This is a genomic window from Tahibacter aquaticus (genome assembly GCF_004363655.1).
In the GTDB taxonomy this organism is placed as follows: Bacteria; Pseudomonadota; Gammaproteobacteria; order Xanthomonadales; family Rhodanobacteraceae; genus Tahibacter; species Tahibacter aquaticus.
The window spans coordinates 20,136-42,036 of the sequence record NZ_SNZH01000006.1 but is presented as its reverse complement, the minus strand read 5'-3'; the positions used below and the strand labels follow the sequence as shown (position 1 = coordinate 42,036).

The following is a 21,901-nucleotide window of genomic DNA, read 5'->3' as shown; positions in this document are numbered from 1 at the left end:
TCCGGCCGCTTTGTTTTGGCCTAAGGATTTCGCCGCCATGATCAACGACATCAAACAAGACGCCCAGGCCCGCATGGCCAAGTGCGTCGAATCGCTGCGTCACGACCTGCAGCGCCTGCGTACCGGCCGCGCCTCGACGGCGCTGGTCGAACATATCAAAGTGAATTACTACGGCAGTGACATGCCCCTGTCCCAGGTCGCCACGGTGGCCGTGCAGGACGCGCGCTCGCTGACCATCACACCCTGGGAAAAAACCATGGTGCAGCCGATCGAGAAGGCCATCATCGGCTCCGACCTCGGCCTCAACCCGACCACTGCCGGTCTGGTCATCCGCATCAACCTTCCCCCGCTTACCGAAGAACGCCGCAAGGCCCTGTCCAAGCAGGTGCACGGCGAAGGCGAAGACGCCAAGGTTGCCGTACGCAACGTGCGCCGCGACGCGATGCAGCACGTGAAAGAGCTGCTCAAGGAAAAGAAGGTCACCGAGGACGAGGAGCGCAAGGCCGAGGACGATATCCAGAAGCTCACCGACAAGGCGATCAAGGATGTCGATGTCGTGGTCAAGACCAAGGAAGACGAGCTGATGTCGCTCTGAAGGAGCCCGGCTCTGGAACCGCATACGCCCCCGCCTATCCCGGGCAGCACCGATAACCGCCTGCCGCGCCATGTCGCCATCGTCATGGACGGCAACGGCCGCTGGGCCAGGAAACGCCTGCGACCGCGCAGCTTCGGCCATCACGCCGGGCAGAAGGCGGTACGCAGTGCGATCGAGTTCTGCCTGCGCCGCGGCATCCGCGCGCTGACCCTGTTCGCCTTTTCCAGCGAGAACTGGCAGCGGCCACCGGACGAAGTCAGTGCATTGATGGAGCTGTTCCTCAAGGCGCTGGACCGGGAAGTGGAGGAATTGCATGGCCATGGCGTGCGCATCCGCTTCGTCGGCGAGCTGTCGGCCTTTGCTCCGGCCCTGGCCAGCCGCATGCATGCAGCGATGGACAGGACCGCGGCCAACACGGCGCTGGACGTGAACATCGCGGTGAACTATGGCGGCCGCTGGGATATTGCCCAGGCGGCACGCCGCATCGCGCAGGCAGTGCAGAGCGGCGCCATGGCTGCCGATGCAATCGACGAGCACAGCCTGGCTCCTTACCTGTGCCTGGCCGGACAGCCCGGCGTCGACCTGTTCATCCGTACCGGCGGCGAGCAGCGCGTGAGCAATTTCCTGCTGTGGCAGATCGCCTACGCCGAAATCCATTTCACGGCCACGCTATGGCCGGACTTCGACACTCAGGCCTTCGAGGCCGCCCTGGCCGACTACGCCGGGCGCGAGCGCCGTTTCGGCAAGACCAGTGCCCAGATTGCCGCGGGTGCCTGAGATGAAACCCTGCCCCGCCCTGATCGACCTGAACGGAGTGCGCTGAACCCGTGGCTTCCCCGATGAAAACGCGCACTGTCACGGCCCTGGTGCTGGCTCCGGTCGCGATCGCCCTGATCCTGTTCGTGCCGACGGCCATCTTTGCCGCAATCACCGGCGCAGTATTCCTGTACGCGGTATGGGAATGGACGCGCATGCTGGGCCTGCGTGACGCCGCGTCGCGCGCGGTTACGGTGGTTGTGCACGGACTGGCCATGCTGGCACTGTGGCTGGGCCATGGCAGCCTCTGGTGGTGGGGCGTGATCGTTGCCGGCGTGGCCTGGTGGCTGCTGGCCGCCCTGTGGCTGCGCCATTTCAGTTTTGCCGTGGCACCGACGCGGGACAACACCGCGCTGAAGCTGGCCGCCGGTTTTCTGATCGTGGTACCGGCCTGGTGCGGCCTGCTGCAGGTGCATGCCGGCGCCGACCACGGCCCCTGGTGGACGCTGTTCGGCCTGATGCTGGTCTGGGTTGCCGACAGTGGCGCCTATCTGGCCGGCAGCCGCTGGGGCAGGACCAAGCTCGCGCCGCGCATCAGTCCGGGCAAGACCTGGGCCGGCGTCTACGGCGCGCTGGTGGCTTCGGCCATGGTCGGCGTCATCGGCGCCTGGCTGCTGGGCATGCGTGGCGTAGCCCTGGCGGGCATCTTTGTATTGGCCATGCTGACCGTGCTCGCCTCCATCGTCGGCGATCTGTACGAAAGCCTGATCAAGCGCCACGCCAATGTAAAAGATTCGGGCGATCTGTTCCCTGGCCACGGCGGCATGTTCGACCGGCTCGACAGCGTATTCGCCGCGCTGCCGGTCTGGGCGGCCGGGCTGGCGCTGCTGAGCGCCTGAAGCCGATACCCGACATGAGAAATATCGCCGTCTTCGGCGCTACCGGCTCGATCGGCGCGAGCACGCTGGACGTGATCGCGCGCCATCCGCAGCACTTCCGCGCCCGCGTGCTGGCGGCGCATCGCAGCGTCGAAGCTCTGGCCGAGCTGTGCCAGCGTTTCCAGCCGGAACTGGCCATCATCGCCGACCCGGCCCTCGAAGCCGATCTGCGCACGCGCCTGCTGCGCGCCGGCCTGAGCACGCGCGCGGCCAGCGGCAGCGATGCCTTGAACGAGGCTGCCGCCGGTTCGCTCTGCGATACGGTCGTGGCCGCCATCGTCGGTGCCGCCGGCCTGGAATCGACCCTGGCCGCCGCCCGCGCCGGCAAGCGCCTGCTGCTGGCCAACAAGGAATCCATCGTGATGGCCGGACCGCTGCTGCTGGCGGCACTGGCCGAAGGCGGCGGCGAGCTGCTGCCGGTGGACTCGGAACACAACGCCCTGTTCCAGGCCCTACCCGGCCGCGCCGCGGTGCGCCAGGACAGCCTGGCTGCAGCCGGCGTGCGCAAGCTCATTCTTACCGCATCCGGCGGGCCGTTCCGCGGCAAGACCCGGGCCGAACTCGGCGCGATCACGCCGGCACAGGCCGTTGCCCATCCGAACTGGCGCATGGGGCGCAAGATCTCGGTCGATTCGGCCAGCCTGATGAACAAGGGGCTGGAAGTGATCGAGGCGCACTTCCTGTTCGCCGCCGCGCCGGACCAGATCGACGTCGTCGTGCATCCACAGAGCATCGTGCACTCGCTGGTCGAATACAGCGATGGCTCGGTACTGGCTCAGCTCGGCAATCCGGACATGCGCACTGCGCTGTGCTATGGCCTGGCCTGGCCGCAGCGGCTGGACGCCGGGGTCAAACCCCTGGACCTGATTGCCCTGGCCCGGCTGGATTTCCAGCCGCCCGACCTGGACACGTTCCGCTGCCTGGGCCTGGCCTACGCGGCACTGCGCGCCGGCGGCACCGCGCCGACGGTGCTCAACGCGGCCAACGAAATCGCCGTGGCCGCGTTCCTCGACGGGCAGTTGCCGTTCCTGGCGATTGCCGAAGTGATCGAGTCCTGCCTGGAAAAAATCCCGTCTGAACCCGTGGCCAACCTGGCTCAACTCATTCAGACGGACTTAACCGCCCGCGACACGGCGCAACGTATGATGCGCCGCCTGCACTGTTGAGCCCCGCATGAGCAATTTCTTCGGATCGATCTGGTGGTTGCTGGTCACCCTGGGCCTGCTCGTCACCTTCCACGAGTTCGGCCACTACTGGGTCGCGCGGCGTTTCGGCATCAAGGTGCTGCGCTTCTCAATCGGGTTCGGCAAGCCGCTGTGGAGCCGCTACGGCAAGGACGGTACCGAATACTGCATCGCCGCGATCCCGCTCGGCGGCTATGTCAAATTCCTCGATTCGCGCGAAGTCGACGTCACGCCTGAAGAGCGTGCCGGCGATTTCACCAGCAAGCCGATCTGGCAGCGCATGTGCGTCGTCGCCGCAGGACCGCTGTTCAACCTTGTCTTTACCCTGTTCGCGTTCTGGGCCATGTTCGTGATCGGCAAGCCCGACTACCAGCCCGTGATTGGCCGCGCCGAAGGCATTTCCGCCAGCGCCGGCTTCCAGGCCGGCGACCGCATCGACGCCGTCGGCAGCGAAAAGACCGAAAACTGGACCTCGGCCATGATGGCCCTGCTCGAACACGTGATGGACCGCAGTGCGGTCGACGTCAGCGTGACCACGGCAGCCGGCAGCAGCATCGTGCGCCGCCTCGACCTGAGCACGATTGCCGCCGGCAAGGAAGAACGCGCCGCGCTGTCCGAGGTGGGCCTGACGCCGAAGCAGTTCCTGCTCGGCCCGCCCATCGCCGGCGAAATCACCAAGGGCAGCGCGGCGGAAGCCGCCGGCGTCGCGGTGAACGACCGCTTGGTCAGCCTGGAAGGCAAGCCCATCGGCAAGTGGGACGATCTGGTCGCCGCCGTCCAGGGCAACGCGGCGGCCGGCAAGGCGCTGGCGCTGGTCGTGGAGCGCGCGGGCAAACCGCTGACGCTGAGCGTGACGCCGCGCTACGAGAAGACCGAAGACGGCAAGATGGCCTGGCTCATGGGCATACGCCACAAATACGAGCAGCCGCCCTACGACGCCCTGCTGCGCTACGGCCCGCTGGCAGCCATTCCGGCCGCCATCGATGAGACCGCCAGCTTCACTGCCAAGACCTTCGGCCTGATCAAGCGCATGGTCACCGGCGCGGCCTCGCTGCAGAACCTGTCCGGCCCGGTCACCATCGCCACGGTGGCCAATGCGACCGCCAACGAAGGCCCGGCCCACTTCCTCAATTTCCTTGCCCTGATCTCACTGAGCCTGTGCATCATGAACCTGCTGCCCATCCCGATCTTGGACGGCGGTCACCTCGTGTATTACCTTATCGAGTCGATCAAGGGCAGCCCGGTCAGCGACAAGGTGCTGATCGCCGGCCAGTACGCTGGTCTGGTCATGCTGGCCGCCCTGATGGGGCTAGCGTTCTACAACGACATCGTGCACCGGATACTGTCCTGACCGACACTCCGGCGCATCCATACAAACCGCGGCAAGCGCCCGCCGCCAATAAGAAAACCCTGACGGATTGACGATGAAGCGTATCGCCGCCCTGCTCCTGCTTGCCTGCCTCGCCGCCGAGGCCCACGCGTTCGAGTCCTTCGTCGTCTCGGAAATCCGTATCGATGGCCTGCAGCGCATCGCTCCCGGCACGGTATTCACCTACCTGCCGGTGGAAAAAGGCGACCGCATGACCTCCGACGCGGCGGAGAAAGCGATCCGCGCGCTGTTCAAGACCGGCTTCTTCAACGACGTGCAGCTCACGCGCCAGGGCGAGATTCTCGTCGTCACGGTGCAGGAGCGTCCGGCCATCTCCAAGATCACCCTCAAGGGCAACAAGGAGCTGAAGGAAGAAGAGCTGCGCAAGGGCCTCAAGGGCATCGGCCTGGAAGAAGGCGAAACCTTCGACCGCCTGCAGCTGGACCGCGTACAGCAGGAACTGACCCGCCAGTACCACAACCGCGGCAAGTACAACGTCACGATCACGCCCAAGGTCACCCCGCTGGACCGCAACCGCGTCGACATCAATATTGTCATCGCGGAAGGCAAGGCGTCCAAGATCAAGCACATCAACGTGGTCGGCAACGCGGTGTTCACCGACAAGGAAATCCGCGACGAATTCGAGTCCGGCACCACCAACTGGACCTCGTGGTATTCCAAGAACGATCAGTATTCGCGCGAGAAGCTCTCGGGCGACCTGGAAAAGCTTGCCTCGTACTATCTCGACCGCGGCTACGCCGACTTCAACGTCGAATCGACCGAGGTGTCGATCAGCCCGGACAAGCGCAATATCTACGTCAGCGCCAATGTGCACGAAGGTGAGTTGTATACGATCAGCGACATCAAGCTGCTGGGTGACCTGGTACTGCCCGAGGAAAGCCTGCGTGCCCTGCTCAAGACCAAGGCCGGCGAGCAGTTCTCCCGGCGCAAGCTGGAGCAGAGCGCCAAGGCGATGAGCGCAGTGCTGTCCAACATCGGCTATGCCTTCGCCGAAGTGACGCCAGTACCCAAGACCGACAAGGAAGGCCGCACCGTCGAAGTGACCTTCTTCGTCGAGCCGGGCAAGCGCGTCTACGTCAACCAGGTCAGCTTCAAGGGCAATGTGCGTACCGAAGACGAAGTGCTGCGCCGCGAAATGCGCCAGCTCGAAGGCTCCTGGTACTCGCAGGCCGCGATCGACCGCTCCAAGGTGCGCCTGCAGCGCCTGGGCTATTTCAAGAACGTCGAAATCGAAACGCCGAAGGTTCCGGGCACCGAAGACCAGGTCAACATGGTGGTTACGGTGGAAGAACAGCCCTCCGGCAGCCTGCTGTTCGGCCTGGGCTATTCCCAGGTGCAGAAGCTGATCGCCTCGGTGTCGGTGTCGCAGAACAACTTCCTCGGCACCGGCGACCGTGTCGCCATGACGGTACAGCGCAGCTCCTATCTCAAGCGCTATGACGTCAGCTACGCGCAGCCATACCTGAACGACTCGGGCATCAGCCTCGGCTACAACGCCAGCGTGCGCAACCTGGACCAGAGCCAGGCCAACATCGCCAACTACTCCACCGATACGGCAGCCTTCTCGACCTTCGTCGGCATACCCGTCGGCGAGACCGACGGCGTGCAGCTGCAGCTGGGCCTGAACAAGACCGAGATCAACGTGTTCGAGGGCTATACCCCGCCGAACATCATCCGCTACATCACCGATCTCGACCGCCGCACCATCCATACCTGGAACCTGACCGCGTCCTGGGCCCACGACACGCGCAACAAGTACTTCACCCCGACGCGCGGCGGCCTGCAGTCGATCTCGGCGGAAATCGCCCTGCCGGGTTCCACCCTGGAATACTTCAAGCTGTACTACCAGGGCGCGCATTACTTCCCGCTCAGCGACAAGTTCACCTTCCTGGTCTCGGGCAACCTGGGCTATGGCGACAGCTATCGCGATGCGACCGGCCGCTACGATCCCAACTCCGACGTCAAGATCCCGCTGAAGATCGGCGGCCTGCCCTTCTTCGAGAACTTCTACGCCGGCGGCGTGCGCGACGTGCGCGGCTTCGAGGACAACACGCTGGGCCCGTGCGAACGCCTCACTCCGCTCAGCGACTACTGCCAGCCGCTGGGCGGCGCCTTCAAGGTGCTGGGTTCGGCCGAGCTGATCCTGCCGACGCCGTTCGCCAAGGAAAGCGATTCGGTGCGCATCTCCGCCTTCGTCGACGTGGGCAACGTGTACAAGACCTTCGGCGACTTCAAGAGCGACGAACTGCGTGCCTCCGCCGGCCTTGCCCTGCAATGGCAGGCGCCGGTCGGTCCGATCACCATCAACCTTGCCCGTCCGCTGCGCAAGAAGGACGGCGACAAGACCGAGACGATCCAGTTCTCCTTCGGCACTCAGTTCTGATCGAAACTGGCATCATCACGCCTGCCACCCCGGACGCTGCAGCGGCGTCCGCCGTGGCGACTTGACGACGGAGATACGCGTGGGCCAGCACGCCAGGTCAGCATGGAGGTTTGCGGCAGCGCTGGCGCTGTTGCCGCTCGCGGTACTGGCCCAGGCCAAGCTCGGCTATGTCGACATGAAGCGCCTGCTGGACAACGCGCCGCAGGTGCAGGCTGGCCGGGACAAGCTGCAGCGCGAGTTCGCCGGCCGCGACACCAGCCTCAAGCAGGACGAAACGCGCCTGGCCGAGCTGAAGCGTGTCTTCGAACGCGATGGCGCGCTGCTCGAGAAGACCGAATCCGACAGCAAGAAACGCGAAATCGACGCGCTGGAGCGCAACCTCAAGCGCACGCGCGATGAACTGCGGACCGAACTGAAGAGCCGCAGCGACCAGGAACTGGACAAAAGCTGGCAGGAGATCAACAACACCGTGGTCGAGTACGCGCGCGAACAGGGTCTGGATCTGGTCGTCCCCAGTCCGGTGGTCTATGCCGATCCCCGCATCGACATCACCGACCGCGTACTGGAACGCCTGCGGCGCGATTTCCAGAACCGCCAGGCCAAGCCATGACGGCGCCTGCGCCGGTCTGGCGGCTGGGCGAGCTGGCCGAACGTTTTGCCCTGGAACTGCGCGGCGATGCGCAACAGACCGTAGCCGGCGTAGCCACCCTGGCCCTGGCCGGGCCGCAGCAGCTGAGCTTTTTGTCCAATCCGCAATACCGCAGCCAGATGCAGGCCTCGCAGGCCGGCGTGGTGGTGCTGCGTGCCGACGATGCGTCCCTGCGCGACGGCGCCGCGCTGATCGCGCGCGATCCCTACGTCGCCTATGCGCGCATCGCCGCGCTGTTCGAACCCATCGCCGCGGCGACGCCCGGCATCCACCCCAGTGCCGTGGTCGATGCCAGTGCGCGCATCGATACCAGCGCCAGCATCGGCCCGCTCTGTGTCGTCGAAGCCGGCAGCGAGATTGGCGCCGGCGCGGTACTCGGGCCGGGCTGCTGCGTCGGACCCGACTGCAGCATCGGTGCACAGAGCCGCCTGGTCGCCCGCGTCACCCTGGTCACCCGCGTACGCCTGGGCGCGCGGGTACTGGTGCATCCGGGGGCGGTGATCGGCTCCGACGGCTTCGGCCTGGCCTTCGAACGCGACCACTGGATCAAGGTGCCGCAACTCGGCGGCGTGCGCATTGGCGACGACTGCGAGATCGGCGCCAACTGCACCATCGACCGCGGTGCGCTGGAAGATACGGTGCTGGAAGAAGACGTACGCCTGGACAACCAGATCCAGGTTGCCCACAACGTGGTGATCGGCGCGCATACCGCCATGGCCGGCTGTTCTGCCGTCGCCGGCAGCGCGCGTATCGGCCGCTACTGTCTGATTGGCGGCGGTGCCGGTATCCTAGGCCACTTGAACATCGCCGACCGGGTCACCGTAACGGCGATGAGCCTGGTCACCCATTCCATCCATGCCGCCGGCGAATACTCCTCGGGCACGCCCATCCAGGAGAACCGCCAGTGGCGCCGCAATGCCGCGCGATTCCGCCGACTGGACGAACTGGCGCGTCGCGTGAAAGCCCTAGAAAAGGATTGAGCTCCATGACGGATTCGAACGCCAGCACACAATTGCCGCTGGACGTCGGTCGCATCTTCGACCTGCTGCCTCATCGCTATCCCTTCCTGCTGGTCGACCGCGTCACCCAGTTCGAATCGGGCAAGCGCCTCACGGCACTGAAGAACGTCACCATCAACGAGCCGTTCTTCCAGGGCCATTTCCCCGGTCATCCGGTCATGCCAGGCGTACTCATCATCGAGGCGCTGGCGCAGGCCTCGGGGCTGCTGGTACAGCTGACCAATGCCGAATCGCCCAGCGCCAGCCCGCTGTTCTACCTGGTCAAGGTGGACAAGGCGCGCTTCTCCAGCATCGTCGGCCCGGGCGACCAGCTGGTACTGGAAGTCGAGCAGAAACGCATGATCCGGCGCATGGGCCAGTTCTGGTGCCAGGCCCTGGTCGCCGGCAAGGTCGTGGCGGAAGCCGAGCTGCTCTGCGCGGAGCGCAACGACTGATGATCCACCCCACCGCTGTAATCGATCCCGCTGCGCGGCTGGGACTCAACGTCAGCATCGGCCCGTATTCGGTGATCGGCGCCGACGTCGAGATCGGTGACGACACCTGGATAGGCCCGCACGTGGTCATCGAAGGGCCGACCAGGATCGGCCGCGACAACCGCATCTGGCAGTTCGCCTCCATCGGCGCCGCACCGCAGGACAAGAAATTCCACGGCGAGCGCTCGATGCTGGAAATCGGCGACCGCAACGTGATCCGCGAATTCGTCACCTTCAACCGCGGCACCGACGACGGCGGCGGCGTCACCCGCATCGGCAACGACAATTGGCTGATGGCCTACGTGCACCTCGCGCACGACTGCATCGTCGGCAACAACGTGATCTTCGCCAACGCCGCCTCGCTGGCCGGCCATGTCACGGTCGACGACTGGGTCATCCTCGGCGGCTTCACCCTGGTGCACCAGTTCTGCCAGGTCGGCGCACATGCCTTCACCTCGATGGGTTCGATCATCAACCGCGACGTGCCGCCCTATGTGACCGTAGCTGGCAGCTTTGCCGAACCCAAGGGCATCAACAGCGAAGGGCTGAAGCGCCGCGGCTTCGACAGCGAGCGCATTCTCTCCATCCGCCGCGCCTACAAGACATTGTATAAATCGGGACTGCCCCTGGCCGAGGCGCGCGAGGAACTCGCCCGCGCCTCCTCGGACGCCCCCGATGTCAAGCTGATGCTGGATTTCATCGATCGCAGCCAGCGTTCGCTGGTGCGCTAGTGGAACCCGCGCAGGAAGCCGGCGCCGCTTCCCCCGCGCCGCCGGCCGACACAGCGGCCGTGCTGTTCGCCCTGGTCGCGGGCGAAGCGTCCGGCGATCAGCTCGGCGCCGGCCTGATCGTGGCGCTGCGCGAACGCTTTCCTCAGGCGCGCTTCGTCGGCATCGGCGGCCCGCGCATGATCGAGGCCGGGCTGGAAGCCTGGTATCCGGCGGAAAAGCTCGCCGTGATGGGCCTGGTCGAAGTTCTGCGCCACCTGCCCGAGCTATTGCGCATCCGTGCCGACCTGCTGCGCCGCGTCGCCGCGCTCAGGCCGGCGGCATTCATCGGCATCGACGCACCGGATTTCAACCTCGCGCTGGAACGCAAACTCAAGCAGCGCGGCATCCGCACCGTGCACTACGTCAGTCCGTCGATCTGGGCCTGGCGCGAATCGCGCGCCGCGAAGATGGGCGCCAGCGCCGACCTGGTGCTGTGCCTGTTCCCGATGGAACCGCCGATCTACCAGCGCTACGGCGTTGCCGCGCGCTTCGTCGGCCATCCCATGGCCGATCGTTTTGCCCTGGTCAGCGAGCGCCTGCCCGCCCGCGCCGATCTCGGCCTGTCCGACCAGGCGCCGGTGCTGGCCCTGCTGCCGGGCAGCCGCCTCGGCGAAATCCGCCGTCTCGGTGCCGACTTTCTGCAGGCCGCACGCCGCTGCCAGCAGCAGATTCCGCAGCTGCAAGTCATCGCGCCGATGGCCAATCGCGCCTGCCGCGAGGCGTTCGAGCAGGTCGCCGACAGTGTCGGCATCGATCTGCGCAGCGACGATCCGGAATCCCGCGGCAGCATCGAACTGGTCGACGGCAAGGCCCAGCAGGCGCTGCTCGCCGCCGACATCGTGCTGGTCGCCTCGGGCACGGCCGCGCTGGAAGCGATGCTGGCCAAGCGGCCCATGGTCGTCGCCTACAAAGTTGCGCCCTGGACCTACCGCCTCGTCACCTGGTTCAAGCTGCTGCGCACGACCCGCTTTTCCCTGCCCAACGTGCTGGCCGAACGCGAGCTGGTGCCGGAAATCCTGCAGCAGGCCTGCACGCCGCAGGCCCTGGCCGACGCCGTCCTCGCGCTGTACGCCGACAGCAACGGCCGTGTCGCCCTGGTGGCCGAGTTTGAACGCCTGCACCGGCTGCTGATCGGCGATGCCGACCGCGGCGCCGCCGCTGCCGTGGCGGAGCTGGTACACAACGCCGGCTGACAACACCAGCCCGCCGCGCCCATTGACCTGTCTGCCGCCCCACCGCACCATGCGCGCCACTTCCGTCAGCACATGCCGGTGATGCGACTTCTCCCTCCGCTCGATCGCCGCGCCCTGCTGCTGCACCTGCTGGCCGTGCTGGCCTACGTGGCCATGCTGATCTACGGACCGCTGAACGAAGGCACCGTCGACGAGCGAATTTACACTTGTGTACTCAGCGGCAGCCTGTGCCTGCTGCTGGTTTGCCTGACCCGCCGCGTCGCCTTCAGCCTGATCGCCACGGCCGGACTGTTTTCCGTACTGCTGGCCAGCAGCGTGCTCAAGGTCACCTACCTGACCACGCCGCTGCTGGCGCCGGACCTGTTCTATTTCGTCAACGCCGACACGCTGGAAGTGGTGCTGCGCTATCCGCTGCTGCTGATCGCGAGCTTTATCGGCCTGGTCCTGCTGCCGCTGGCGCTGATCGGCATCTGGCGCATCGACCGGCCGCAGCTGCTGCCGGCCTGGCGCCCGCTCTGGCGCCACAGCGTGCTCGGCGCCGCGGCCCTGGCCAGTCTGTATGCCCTGGTGCAGGCCTTGTCGGTACAGGGGCCGTTCGCCCCGGTCTACGGCAAGGGCATGTGGGCGGCGATGAACGACAAGAGCTATCTCACCGACTTCTTCATCTCGTTCTATTCCACCCAGATCCAGCCGCCGGCACTGGTACAAGGCGCCAGGACGCGGCAGGTCTGGAACGAACAGGTCGCCAATGTCGGCGACCCGCGCCAGCGTCCGGACATCGTCGTCGTGCTGGAGGAAAGCACCTTCGATCCGACCATGCTCAGCGTATGCAAACTGCCGCTGTGCAAGCGCAAGCTGTTCCAGGACGACAAACGCACGCGTGCGCACGGCTACCTGCAGGTGCATACCTGGGGCGGCGGCACCTGGACCAGCGAATTCGCCTTCCTCACCAGCATGGCGCATGTGCTGTTCGGCAACGCCGGCCTGTATGCACCGTTCAACCTGGCGCCGCGCGTAGCCTACAGCCTGCCCAAGGTGCTGAAGGAAAACGGCTACCGCACCGTGGTGATCTACCCCATGTCGGGTAGCTTCATCAACGCGCGCAATGCCTACAATTTCTACGGTTTCGACGAGTTCTACGACGGCACCGAAAACGGCCTGGGCTGGGAATCGACCGACTTCGACCTGCTCAAGGTGTTCGACCGCATCCTGGCGCAGGAACGCAAGGACCACCCCGGCACGCCGCTGTTCGTCTTCATGCTGACCCTGCACCAGCACGGTCCGCACATGACGCCGCTGGGCCAGTTGCCCTCGCCCTACAACAAGCCGCTGTTCCCCAAGCAGCTCGATCCCTGGCTCAACCTCAACCTGGGCAACTACCTGTCGCGCCTGGAACAGTCCGAGCAGGCCATGGCGGAACTCGAACAGAAACTGTTTGCCAGCGACCGCCGCACCGTGCTGATGCACTTCGGCGACCACCAACCGTCCTTCGACGGCGCCATCAACGCGCTGCAGAAACGCATCCCAAAGGGCGTGACCGATCCTACCAAGGTCACCTATTACATGCTCAAGTCAAATTTTCCACTGAGAAAAAAAGTGGATTTTGACGTACTGGACATCATCTACCTCGGTTCGCTGCTGCTGGACGTGGCTGACCTGCGCAAGGACGACTTCTACGAAGCCAACACCTTGCTGCGCGACCGCTGCCAGGGCCGCTATTTCGACTGTGCCGACCCGGCCATGCTGGAGTCGTACCACGACTACGTCTACGGCAAGCTCGGCGCGCTGAAAGACTGATGGCACGCAAACGCTTCGATACCGGCCTGCCCGCCGACGCTTTTATCGCCGGCGTCGACGAAGCCGGCCGCGGCCCGCTGGCCGGCCCGGTCGTGGTGGCCGCGGTGATACTCGATCCGGCCCGGCACATCCGCGGCCTCAACGACTCCAAGCAGCTGAGCGAAGCGCAGCGCGAGCTGCTGGAACCACGCATCCGCGAGCACGCCCTGGCCTTCAGCGTGATCGAAGTCGGCGTGAACGACATCGACCGGCTGAACATCTTCCAGGCCACCATGTACGGCATGGCCGCCGCGCTGGCCGCGCTGCCGTTGCAGCCCCATCTGGCACTGATCGACGGCAACCGCCTGCCGAAACAGGCGCTGCGCTGCCCGGCCCATGCCATTGTCGGCGGCGACGCGAGCGAACCGGCGATCAGCGCCGCTTCCATCCTGGCCAAGGTTGCCCGCGACCGCCTGATGGTGGCGCTGGACGCGCTGCATCCAGGCTACGGCTTCGCCAGGCACAAAGGCTATCCCACACCGGAACACCTGGAATCGCTGGCCCGCATCGGCCCTTGCGCGCATCACCGGCGCAGTTTTGCACCCGTGCGTGCGCTGCTGGAACCGGGCCTGTTCTGATTCCGGACGGCCGCGCCGCGCGGCCCGATTCGTCTTGAGCCCGATGGATTTCGACGCAGCCCGCATCCAACGGCAATGTCGGTCCGTATCGCCCGCATCCCGCCACGCCAGGATCGTCCTGCCTGGCATCGCGCTACGCGTCACCGCGGCGGAGCGTCTGCCTGCATAGCCAGCGGCAACCGCACCTGCGTCACGCCGCCGGTAATCGTCCCTGTCGCCGCAGCGCTCGATGCCGCGCCACCGCAGTCCCAGCGGCCGGCAGGGCGCTGCGCGAAGCCGCCTGAGTCAAATCCCTTTTTCGCGTGATTTACATGTGAAAAAAATAGTTTCAACGGCGACTGCATCCGCTTCCGCTCGTGGCGCGTACTTCTCTGGTGCCGCCGTTGCGGCCCTGCCGGCGAGGACCGGCAGCGGCATTCCCGCCAAATTCCAGGCACTACAGATTCACCAGGAGTCTGACATGAAGCAGCATCCCGCCCTACGCTCCACCACTCTCGCGCTCGCCATCGCGGCGACCGCCGGTCTTGGCGCCGTCACGCCGATGGCGCACGCATCGAGCCATCGCGAAGCGCCCACCATCACGCAATATCCAAAAATGGACGGCACCGACCTCTATGTGTTCCGCAGCTACGAGCCAGGCCGCAGCGACTTCGTCACCATCATCGCGAACTATGTGCCGCTGCAGGACGCCTACGGCGGACCGAACTATTTCACGATGGATCCGGATGGCATCTACGAGATCCACATCGACAACAACGGCGACGCGCGCGAAGACCTGACCTATCGCTTCAAATTCCGCTACGAACAGAAAAACATCGCCTTGCAGATCGGCGACAAGGCCGTCGCGATTCCGCTGCGCAACGCTGGCCAGATCAACGCGATGGATTCCTCGGCACGCAACGACGCCGAGCTGTTCACGGTCAGCCAGATCAGCGGCCCGCGCACGCCGACAGCCGTCGGTTCGCTGCTGCGCAACGCCGCCGACAACGCCACCGAATTCGCCAAGCCCGTCGACAACATCGGCAACAAGTCGATACCGGACTACGCCGCCTACGCGGCCAGCCACAAGTACGCGATCACTATTCCCAACTGCGCGATCCCGGGCCGCCTGTTCGTCGGCCAGCGCCGCGAAGGTTTCGGCGTCAACCTCGGCGAGATCTTCGACCTGGTCAATATTCCCGTCGGCCGCGTGATCGGCAGCCGCTCCGGCGGCACCAACGCCACGGCCGGCAAGAACGTCACTTCGCTCGCGCTGGAGCTGCCGATTGCCTGCGTCACCAATGGCGATCCGGTCATCGGCGCCTGGACCTCGGCCAGCCTGCCGCGCTCGCGCCTGGTCAGCAGCGATCCGCTCGCCCAGGCCATCGTCAACAGCAACATGGTGCAGGTGTCGCGCCTGGGCATGCCGCTGGTCAACGAAATCGTGATCGGGCTGAAGGACAAGGACACGTTCAATGCCAGCTCGCCCAAGGACGACGCTCAGTTCGCCACCTACGTCACCAACCCGACCCTGCCGGCCCTGCTGGAAATCCTGTTCGGCGCCGCCGGCGTGCAGGCGCCGCCGGTATTCCCCCGCGGCGATCTGGTCGCCGCCTTCCTGACCGGCGTCACCGGCGTGAACCGGCAGCTCAACGGTGTGCCCGCCGAAATGATCCGGCTCAATACCGCCCTGCCGGCAACGGCCAAGGGCCAGCAGAACAGCCTGGGTGCGGCGGCCTGCTTTGTCGACGGTGCGCTGACGCTGTCCAATCCGGGCTGCGATCCGGCCGGCTTCCCCAACGGCCGCCGCCCCGGCGACGATGTCGTCGACATCGAGCTGCGCGTCGCCATGGGTGTGCTGCTGCCGCCGGGACCGGGCAAGCCGGCCAGCGCCGCACTGCCGTATACCGATGGCGTGCTGGTCGAAGACAGTCTGTTCGACAACGCCTTCCCCTACCTGACCACGCCCCTGGCCGGATCGCCGAACGGCGGCAACGGCCTGCCCGCCAATCCTGCCACGCCGTAAGCAGACAGGGCCGCCGCGCAGACGGCGGCCCGTCCCGGGAAACCTGATCATGCCGCCATCTTTCCTCATCGCCGTCGCGATCCTGCTGTGCAGCCTTGCCGTCGGCAGCGCCGCCGCGCCGTACCGGCCGCGCAGCGACAGCGAAGTACTGGAAACCCTGCCGCGCAGTGCGCAGCGCGGCGACAGCTCGGCCGTGCGCGCGCTGCGTCTGCTGCATGCGCGCGATCCGGCCAATCTCGATATCGCCGTGCGCCTGGCCCAGGCGCAGATCGCCGCGGCGCGCGCCGCTTCCGATCCACGGCTCTGGGGTCAGGCGCAGGCCACGCTCGCTGCCTGGTGGGAACAGGCAGCCGCGCCGGTTCCCGTGCTGCTGCTGCGCGCGGCAATCCGGCAGAACCGCCACGAATTCGCTGCGGCGCAGGCCGACCTGCGCCGCGCGATCGCCGAACAGCCCGCGCACGCACAGGCCTGGCTAGACCTCGCCAGCCTGCAGCAGGCAACCGGCGACCTGGCCGGCGCCGCGAATAGTTGCGAACACGTCATCGGTGCGGGTGCCACGGCCATCGGCACGGTCTGTCGCGCCGGCGTCGACGCACTGACCGGCGCCGGCGCGAAAGCCTATCGCGTGCTGGAAGACACCATCGCGCAAGAGGGTCTGGCTGCACAGCCTGCAGCGGTGCGGACCTGGGCGCTGACCCTGCTGGCCGAGCTGGCGGAGCGTCTCGGACGCAACGGCGAAGCCGATCGCTGGTACCGGCAAAGCCTGGCCGTCGACCCGGCCGACAGCTATACGCTGGCCGCCTACGCCGACTTCCTGCTGGACCGTCGGCGCGCGGTCGAGGTCACCGTGCTGATCGCTGCCGATACGCCGATCGACAGCCTGCTGCTGCGCCGCGCCCAGGCCGACCGGCTGCTCGGAGCGGACACCGCGCAAACCGGCAGCGATGCACTGGCCGCACGCTTCGACGCACTGCGCCAGCGCGGCGACAACGTACACCGGCGCGAAGAGTCTCGCTTCCGGCTCGCCCTGGCGCAAGACCCGGCGGCGGCACTCGAACTCGCGCTGCAGAACTGGGCCGTGCAGAAGGAACCGCTGGACGCGCGCATCGCACTCGAAGCCGCACTCGCCGCGGGCCGGCCCGAAGCCGCCACCGAGGTCGTGCGCTGGGTCGCCGAGTCGGGCCTGCAGGACGTCCGCCTCGATGCGCTGCTGCACCCGGTGCCTGCGCGATGAACGCCGTGCTGAAAGGCATTGCCAGCCTGATGCTGCTGCTCGGCCTGTGCGCGCCAGCTGCTGCGCACAAACCCAGCGACAGCTACCTCAGCCTGCGCCGGGAAGCGGGCCAGCTCAGCGGCCGCTGGGATATCGCCCTGCGCGATCTGGACAGCGTATTCGAGCTGGACCGCAATCACGACGACCGTATCGACTGGGGCGAGGTACGCACGCGCCGCGACGAGATCGACCGCTATGCAAAGTCGCGGCTGTCGCTATCGGCCGGCGCCGCCTGTCCGCTGCAGATCGCCGATCACCTGATCGAGCAGCACAGCGACGGCCGCTATCTCGTGCTTTTGCTGCAGGCGCCCTGTGCCGGCGACGGTGCACTGAGCGTCGACTATGCCGCGCTGTTCGATGTCGACGCGCAGCACCGCGGCCTGCTCAAGCTCGAACTGGGCGACGCCACGGTGCTCAGCGCCGTGCTGTCGCGGGAGCAGCCACGCCAGACCTTCCAAGCCGGCGGCGCTTCGCACTGGCAGGCTTTCGCCGGCTACGTGCGCGACGGCATTTTCCACATTGCCATCGGCTACGACCATCTGCTGTTCCTGGTCGCCCTGCTGCTGCCGGCCGTGCTCGGCCGCGCAGGGCGCGCCTGGCAGCCGGTGCCGAGCCTGTCGGTCGCCGCCGTGTCCGTGCTCAAGATCGTCACGGCATTCACGCTGGCGCATTCGGTCACGCTGAGCCTGGCCACGCTGGGCATCGTGCAGATACCGGCACGCCTGACCGAATCGATCATCGCATTGTCGGTACTGCTGACAGCCGTCGACAACCTTGTGCCGTTCCTGCCGGCACGGCGCTGGACCGTCGCCTTCGCGTTCGGCCTGATCCACGGCTTCGGCTTCGCCAGCGTGCTGGCCGACCTGGAGTTGCCGCGCAGCGCACTGGCGTTGTCGCTGGTCGGCTTCAACGTCGGCGTGGAACTCGGCCAGCTCGCCGTCGTCGCCGTGCTGATTCCGCTGGCCTACCTGCTGCGCCGCAGCCTGCTCTACCAGCCCGTCGTGCTGCGCGGCGGCTCGGTCGCCATCGGCCTGCTCGCCGCAGGCTGGCTGGCCGAACGCAGCCTCGATCTGAAGCTGATGCCGTTCTGACCGCGCCGGCACACCGAACCGCCGCAATCCACGTAGGACGCGATGAGCGCAGCGAATCGCGCCGCAAAAGCCGGGTTTGGCCGCAGGCATGCACAGGACGACGCTGCCATTCGCTGCGCTCATCGCACCCTGCCGATGCACGGGTGCCTAAGGATTCCTCCAGCAAGCGGCGAGATTCGTCCGGCGCGGGCTTTTGGCAACCGATGCGGCGCGATGCAGGGTGAGCCTGCGGCTCACCCCTGCCCATTGCGCCACGGCCTTTTGTCACATATCAATTTTGCAACATTGCCGCCTTGATCGCTGCTTCGGCATTGACACAGCCGTGGCCGTAAAGCCGGGAATGGCCGTTGCTGTAGTCGGCCGGCTTGCCGATCTTGCGCGCCGTCTTGCCCAGCAAGGTCTTCACCTCGGCAGCCTTCATCGTCGGCGCCACGGAAAGCACCAGGGCGCAGATGCCTGCTACCAGCGGACAGGCGCTGGAGGTTCCGCCGAAGTCGTAGGTGTAGTCACCGGCGGCATAGCCCTGCGGGGTGGTCTGACCACTGAGCTGGAAGGTGCCGGTGACATCGGTCGTCAAAATGCCCCAGCCGCCGGCACCGCTGGACGGCGCACAGAGCCAGATTTCCTTGCCGAAGTTGGAATAGTTCGAGCGCGTGTCCTTGCTGGTGCAGGCGGCGACGGCGATCACGTCAGGATGCACGGCAAATCCGTCCAGGGTGTTCTTGCCAGGGTCGTTGACGTCGTGGTTGTCATTGCCGGAGGCGAACACGATCACGCAGCCCAGGCCGTTGCGGCCATTCCGGGCGCACCTGGCAATGGCTTCCGATGCCAATGTGGACAAGGGGAAATAGTTGGCCGCAGCGCCCCAGCTGCAGCTGACCACGGATGCGCCTTTGCTGGTCACATAGCCGAACCACTTCTCGATCTGGCTGTCGGCCAGATCGACGCCCCAGCGCACCGGCATCAGGCTGGCGCCAGGCGCGGCGCCCAGAATGCTGCCGCCCTTGGCCGAGCCCGTCGCTACGCCGGCACAGGCTGTGCCATGCCAGTCCTGCGTCTCGGGATCGGGCGCAGTGACCTTGGAATTACGCGTGAAATCCCAGGGATCGCGCACTTTATCGACGGTGGACAGATCCGGGTGGGTCAGGTCGAAGCCATCGTCGATGATCGCAACCACGACGTCCGGCGAACCGAGCGACCCGCAGGCTTGCCAGGCGCCAACCACCCGCGCATCTGCGCCGGCCAGAAATCCGGTCTTGGTGCCGCGGTGCTTGCCGATGTTGCGCAGATGCCATTGTTCGTTGAGCAGGGGATCGCTGGGGATCAGCACGTGCTTGAGCTGCCCGGGTGACGACAGTTCCGGTTCCGCCACGGCGACGAGAGCCGACTGCTGCAGCCTTGCGGCCACTTTCACCGGGTTTTCCGACAGTGCGGTGACTTTGGCGATCAGGTCGTCGTCTCCGCGGGCCTCGACCAGGGCAAGGCCGTTGCTCTCGATGAGCTGGTCGCGCTCCTCGACACTGGCTGCAGGTTTGAAGCGGATGAACAGTTGGCCGGTGGGGACGAACGGCACACCGTCGCCCGACGTGTGGAAGACGTGTGAGCCCACGTCGACCGCGGCGGCGGAACGCAAATGGTCGAGTGTCGCGTTGGTCGCTTCCAGCGGCGTGTCGGTGCTGAGTAGGCGGAACCCGCCGAGTCGCGCCTGCGGGCTGGCGGAAACAGCGGCGCTGGCGCGGATCAGCGTATCGAGTTCCTTGTCCTTGCCGGGACGCGCACGCAGCGCCAACAGTGTGTCGCTCTTGGTCAGCGTGAGCTCGCGCCCACCGTAGTTCAGCTGGGTCATTTCATTGGCCATTGCGGCTCTCCGTCGGGATAGTTCGGGAATGGGAGCGACCGGCATGGCCAGGCCCTGGCCTGTTCTCCGCAAAGATCAGGCGTTCCGGATGCCGGACACATACCCATCGCAGGCAAAGCAGCTCAGTCGATACGCAGCCGTTCAGTGCAGATCACTTCTGGGCCGGTAACCCAACAAGTGGCAGTGCGCCGGCAAATCTCCCGGCCGCGGCCTTGGCTTGCGCGTAGCGATGGCCCGTCCCCCGCTCCCGGCCGCGAGTCGCGCCATGGCGTGCGGTGTCTGGCCCGGGCGCCGCATTGCCCGACATTGCGACCAATTGTTACGAAAGGCACGCCCCTTGCTTGCCCCGCGGACGACTACAATGTGCGGTCGTAACCCCTCCCCAGCCGGTGTCGTACCCATGCTGTATCACCTGCACGAACTGCAACGCTCGTTCATGAGCCCCCTGGTCCATTTCGCCGAGGCCGGCGCCAAAACCTGGAGCGACAAGAGCACCCTGCTGTCGCAAGTGCCCGGCGCACCGCGCATCGCCGCCGGTTTCGAACTGCTGTACCGGCTGGGCAAGGACTACGAAAAGCCGCCGTTCGATATCCGCAGCGTCACCGCGCACGGCCATGAAGTACCCATCGTCGAATACCGCGCGCTGCAGAAGCCCTTCTGCAACCTGATCCGCTTCAAGCGCTTCACCGACGACGCGGCTACTGTCGACGACCTCAAGGACGATCCGGTCGTGCTGGTCGTGGCGCCGCTGTCCGGCCATCACGCCACCTTGCTGCGCGATACCGTGCGCACCCTGCTGCAGGACCACAAGGTATACATTACCGACTGGATCGACGCGCGCATGGTGCCCAAGGAAGCCGGCCCGTTCCATCTGCACGACTACGTCACCTATATCCAGGAGTTCATCCGCCATATCGGCGCGAAGAACCTGCACGTGATCTCGGTCTGCCAGCCGACCGTACCGGTGCTCGCCGCCATCTCGCTGATGGCCAGCAACGGCGAGACCACGCCGCGCAGCATGACCATGATGGGCGGTCCCATCGATACCCGGCGCAGTCCGACCCAGGTCAACGACCTGGCCACGACCAAGCCGCTGTCATGGTTCCAGAACACCGTGATCCACGACGTGCCAGCCAACTATCCCGGCCACGGCCGCCGCGTCTATCCGGGCTTCCTGCAGCACACCGGCTTCATCGCCATGAACCCGGGCCGGCATCTGAGTTCACATTGGGATTTCTACGAAGACCTGCTCAAGGGCGATCTCGAAGACGCCCAGTCGCACCGCAAGTTCTACGACGAGTACAACGCCGTGCTGGACATGCCGGCAGAGTATTACCTCGACACCATCACCACCGTATTCCAGCAGCACCTGCTGCCGCGCGGCGTCTGGGATGTGAACGGCGAAAGGGTCAAGCCCGGCGACATTCGCCACACCGCGCTGTTCACCATCGAGGGCGAACTGGACGATATCTCCGGCCTGGGCCAGACCGAGGCGGCGCACACGCTGTGCAGCGGCATTGCCGCGGAGCGCAAGCGCCATCTCACGGTGAAGGGCGCCGGTCACTACGGCATCTTCAGCGGCCGCCGCTGGCGTGACGTGGTCTATCCCGACGTACGCGAGTTCATCCGCCAGCACGACGCCAAGCCCGCCTGAAACCCTGCTGCCGGCGGCCGCTGCCGCCGGCAGCAGGCTCCGCCCCCTGCCTGCGGTGCCGCGGCACCGCCAGTGGCCTGCAACCGACAAATCGATAGCCGCTCACGCGTCCTGACCGCGCAGGACTTGCTGCCCCACCCGGCCGATAGCTTCGGCTATTGGCCTCGCTCCGCAGCGGCGACCTGCACGCCCCGTCCTTCCTTAGCGACCCCACTACCGATTTGTCCGCTGCAGGCCACGGGTGCGGGAAACCCGC

The 21,901-nt window shown here is 66.1% G+C and carries 18 protein-coding genes; 17 read left to right on the top strand and 1 reads right to left on the bottom strand.

All coding sequences use genetic code 11. The features are described from left to right. Positions 1 to 37: 37 nt before the first annotated feature. The 16 genes from frr to DFR29_RS10845 all read left to right on the top strand — a co-directional run bounded on the left by frr (position 38) and on the right by DFR29_RS10845 (position 18,133). A complete protein-coding gene (gene frr, locus DFR29_RS10920; protein ID WP_133818641.1) occupies positions 38 to 595 on the top strand; it encodes a ribosome recycling factor in 558 nt (185 codons plus the stop codon). Positions 596 to 631: 36 nt separating this feature from the next. After that, positions 632 to 1,372: a polyprenyl diphosphate synthase gene (gene uppS, locus DFR29_RS10915; RefSeq protein ID WP_208113584.1), complete on the top strand. Its 741-nt coding sequence runs from the start codon at positions 632 to 634 to the stop codon at positions 1,370 to 1,372. Between the two features lie 62 nt (positions 1,373 to 1,434). Continuing rightward, positions 1,435 to 2,250 (top strand): phosphatidate cytidylyltransferase, encoded by an 816-nt coding sequence (locus DFR29_RS10910; protein WP_133818639.1) that lies wholly within the window; start codon positions 1,435 to 1,437, stop codon positions 2,248 to 2,250. 14 nt (positions 2,251 to 2,264) lie between these two features. Further along, complete coding sequence (gene dxr, locus DFR29_RS10905; RefSeq protein WP_133818638.1) at positions 2,265 to 3,455, top strand: 1-deoxy-D-xylulose-5-phosphate reductoisomerase; 1,191 nt, start codon at positions 2,265 to 2,267, stop codon at positions 3,453 to 3,455. A 7-nt stretch (positions 3,456 to 3,462) separates the two neighbouring features. Continuing rightward, positions 3,463 to 4,824, top strand: a complete 1,362-nt coding sequence (gene rseP, locus DFR29_RS10900; protein WP_133818637.1) for an RIP metalloprotease RseP — start codon at positions 3,463 to 3,465, stop codon at positions 4,822 to 4,824. A 73-nt stretch (positions 4,825 to 4,897) separates the two neighbouring features. Continuing rightward, positions 4,898 to 7,246: an outer membrane protein assembly factor BamA gene (bamA, locus tag DFR29_RS10895; protein ID WP_133818636.1), complete on the top strand. Its 2,349-nt coding sequence runs from the start codon at positions 4,898 to 4,900 to the stop codon at positions 7,244 to 7,246. Positions 7,247 to 7,325: 79 nt separating this feature from the next. Next, positions 7,326 to 7,856 (top strand): OmpH/Skp family outer membrane protein, encoded by a 531-nt coding sequence (locus DFR29_RS10890; protein WP_166654022.1) that lies wholly within the window; start codon positions 7,326 to 7,328, stop codon positions 7,854 to 7,856. Further along, complete coding sequence (gene lpxD / locus DFR29_RS10885; protein WP_133818634.1) at positions 7,853 to 8,875, top strand: UDP-3-O-(3-hydroxymyristoyl)glucosamine N-acyltransferase; 1,023 nt, start codon at positions 7,853 to 7,855, stop codon at positions 8,873 to 8,875. The genes DFR29_RS10890 and lpxD overlap by 4 nt, the downstream gene beginning before the upstream one ends. Positions 8,876 to 8,880: 5 nt before the next feature. Then, positions 8,881 to 9,348: a 3-hydroxyacyl-ACP dehydratase FabZ gene (gene fabZ / locus DFR29_RS10880; RefSeq protein ID WP_133818633.1), complete on the top strand. Its 468-nt coding sequence runs from the start codon at positions 8,881 to 8,883 to the stop codon at positions 9,346 to 9,348. Continuing rightward, the gene (gene lpxA / locus DFR29_RS10875; RefSeq protein ID WP_133818632.1) at positions 9,348 to 10,118 is read left to right on the top strand and encodes an acyl-ACP--UDP-N-acetylglucosamine O-acyltransferase; all 771 of its coding nucleotides are present in this window, start codon (positions 9,348 to 9,350) and stop codon (positions 10,116 to 10,118) included. Before fabZ ends, lpxA begins: the two co-directional genes overlap by 1 nt. Beyond that, complete coding sequence (gene lpxB, locus DFR29_RS10870) at positions 10,118 to 11,350, top strand: lipid-A-disaccharide synthase (protein ID WP_133818631.1); 1,233 nt, start codon at positions 10,118 to 10,120, stop codon at positions 11,348 to 11,350. Before lpxA ends, lpxB begins: the two co-directional genes overlap by 1 nt. A gap of 81 nt (positions 11,351 to 11,431) precedes the next feature. Continuing rightward, complete coding sequence (locus tag DFR29_RS10865; RefSeq protein ID WP_166654021.1) at positions 11,432 to 13,147, top strand: sulfatase-like hydrolase/transferase; 1,716 nt, start codon at positions 11,432 to 11,434, stop codon at positions 13,145 to 13,147. After that, positions 13,147 to 13,764: a ribonuclease HII gene (gene rnhB / locus DFR29_RS10860; protein WP_133818629.1), complete on the top strand. Its 618-nt coding sequence runs from the start codon at positions 13,147 to 13,149 to the stop codon at positions 13,762 to 13,764. Before DFR29_RS10865 ends, rnhB begins: the two co-directional genes overlap by 1 nt. Positions 13,765 to 14,224: 460 nt before the next feature. Continuing rightward, positions 14,225 to 15,769, top strand: a complete 1,545-nt coding sequence (locus DFR29_RS10855; RefSeq protein WP_133818628.1) for a DUF4331 domain-containing protein — start codon at positions 14,225 to 14,227, stop codon at positions 15,767 to 15,769. A 49-nt stretch (positions 15,770 to 15,818) separates the two neighbouring features. Continuing rightward, positions 15,819 to 17,003 (top strand): tetratricopeptide repeat protein, encoded by a 1,185-nt coding sequence (locus DFR29_RS10850; RefSeq protein WP_133818627.1) that lies wholly within the window; start codon positions 15,819 to 15,821, stop codon positions 17,001 to 17,003. Then, on the top strand, positions 17,000 to 18,133 hold the full coding sequence (locus tag DFR29_RS10845; protein ID WP_133818626.1) for a HupE/UreJ family protein: 1,134 nt from the start codon (positions 17,000 to 17,002) through the stop codon (positions 18,131 to 18,133). Before DFR29_RS10850 ends, DFR29_RS10845 begins: the two co-directional genes overlap by 4 nt. 271 nt (positions 18,134 to 18,404) lie before the next feature. Here the strand turns inward: DFR29_RS10845 and DFR29_RS10840 are convergent, their stop codons facing one another. Continuing rightward, positions 18,405 to 19,991, bottom strand: coding sequence for a S8 family serine peptidase (locus DFR29_RS10840; RefSeq protein WP_166654020.1), 1,587 nt, complete (start codon positions 19,989 to 19,991; stop codon positions 18,405 to 18,407). Between the two features lie 400 nt (positions 19,992 to 20,391). Here DFR29_RS10840 and DFR29_RS10835 point away from each other — a divergent pair, with 400 nt between their 5' ends. After that, positions 20,392 to 21,645, top strand: coding sequence for a polyhydroxyalkanoate depolymerase (locus DFR29_RS10835; RefSeq protein ID WP_133818624.1), 1,254 nt, complete (start codon positions 20,392 to 20,394; stop codon positions 21,643 to 21,645). The last annotated feature ends 256 nt before the right edge of the window (positions 21,646 to 21,901 follow it).